We start from the raw sequence: 1,874 nt of genomic DNA, 5'->3' as shown, positions 1-1,874 counted from the left end.
TCGAGTGCCAGTGCGCGGAGCAGGGTGAGGGCGACCATCAACGCCAGGACCGCCGTCCCGACCGCGCCGGCCTGGACGATCGCCGAGACCCAGGTGCTGTCGAGGATCTGCTCGCTGCGATAGAGCGCCGACACCGGGATCTCCTTCACCGCTAGGCCCGATCCGAGCACCTGTGCCGAGCCGCTGTCGGCGTAGTGGACGGCTGCCTCCCAGGCCACGGTGCGCGAGTTGAGCGTCAACGTCGCGGCGGTGTCACCGCGGGTGGCGTAGCTGGAGAGCAACGGGGTCAGGAAGGCGGTGAAGAGGAGCACCGGCAGGCACAGCGCTCCGCAGACGACCAGCGCCGGCGGGATCCGGGCCGTCAACACGACCAGCAGTGCGAAGGCCAGCAGGAGCGCGGCGAGGCCGGTGCGCGCGCCCGTCAGCCAGACGACGCCGAGGAGGAGCGGCACCGCGGCGACCTCCCACGTCGAGGCCGCACGGTTGACGCACCGCCATCCGAGGCAGACGAGCGGGACGCCGACGAGCAGGGAGATCTCGTTGGCGTTGAGCGGAGGTACGCCGCCGTACAGACGGCCCGTCGAGGCGAGGGAGCCGAGCCCGGTCACGGTGCCGACGGCGGCGAGCGCGAGCATCGCCGTCGTGAGCGTGCCGAGCACCTGCCACCACGGGTAGGCGCCGACGAGGACGACCACGGTGACGGTGATCAGCACGACGCGGGCCGCCAGGACCAGGGTCGCCGGCCCGGTGCCCTGCAGCAGCGCGCCCACGACCGAGATGCCCAGGTAGGCGGCGATCCAGGGGACGGGGCCCGCGCGCAGCTGGGTCCACCCGGGCCCGGTGCGCGGGGCGGTGACGGCGAGCAGCAGGGCGAGCACGCCGAGCGCCGCCTTCGCGACGACGACCAGGTCGAGGCCGCCGGAGTAGTAGATGCCGCGGCGCCAGGCCACGCTCGACACGAGGACGATCAGCCAGACGGTGAGGAGCCGGGCGGGCGGACGGCACAGGGGCGTGACCGGTCCGGTCGAGGACGGGCGGACCACGGAGGGTGCTGTCGCGAGGATGGTCACACGGCGACCTCGCGCGGGGACAGGACCGGCGGGGCGGTGAGCGGCTGCAGCAGCAGCTGGCGGCACAGCAGGCCACCGACGAACGACCCGCCGGCGAGCAGCCACGGCGCCGCGGCGGGTGACGCGCCGAGGCCCAGCACGACGGAGGCGACGAGCGCGAGCGCGAGCGCCGCGTCCGCCACGCGGAGGCCGAGGACCGCGGCCTGCCGGCCGCGGACGGCCGCCAGGCTCCCGTAGGGCAGGACCGCGGCGCACGACCCGGCGTACCAACCCCACCCGAGGACGGCTGCGACCGGGAGGTGGTAGCCCGCCCCCAGCAGCGGCGCGAGGACGGGCAGCGCGGCCGCCACCACGGCCGTGACGACCAGGGCGCCTCCGAGCATCACCGCCGCGGCCCGGTCGGCGCGGGCGAGCAGGGCTGCGGACGACTCGGCCCGGTCGGCGGCGTACGATGCGAACAGGTAGGACCCGAGCCCTTGGACCAGGAGCATCGCGGGCGCGACCACGAGACGTGCCGCCTCGAGCTGTCCGACCGCGGCGGCGCCGGCAGCGAGCAGCACGACCCACCGGCAGAGGTTGAGGGTGGTGGGGCGGACGAACTGCTGCAGCGCGCGCCAGGTGCCGAAGGCGAGGACCTCCCGCACCCCGCCGTTCACCGGCCGAGGGAGGGACCGCTCGTCCGCGGGCACGCACGCGAGTGCTGTCACGCAGGCGGCGGTCTGCCCGGCCGCGATCGCGCCCAGGACCGCGGCCAGCGTGAGTCGACCCGCACCGCTCGCGATGACGAGGACCGAGACCGCCGCG

2 protein-coding genes are annotated in these 1,874 nt (G+C 75.3%); both read right to left on the bottom strand.

From position 1 onward, the window contains the following. A partial coding sequence (locus tag Q0L15_RS21245; RefSeq protein WP_296606741.1) for an O-antigen ligase family protein occupies nt 1-1,070 on the bottom strand: 1,070 nt, incomplete at its 3' end. Beyond that, nucleotides 1,067-1,874: hypothetical protein (locus Q0L15_RS21240; RefSeq protein ID WP_296606740.1), on the bottom strand; the 808-nt coding region annotated here is incomplete at its 5' end. The genes Q0L15_RS21245 and Q0L15_RS21240, both read right to left, overlap by 4 nt.

Origin of the sequence: Nocardioides sp. (genome assembly GCF_024509035.1) — a bacterium.
Classification (GTDB): Bacteria; Actinomycetota; Actinomycetes; order Propionibacteriales; family Nocardioidaceae; genus Nocardioides.
The sequence above is the reverse complement of the archived record's forward strand: the minus strand, read 5'-3'. Positions and strand labels throughout refer to the sequence as shown.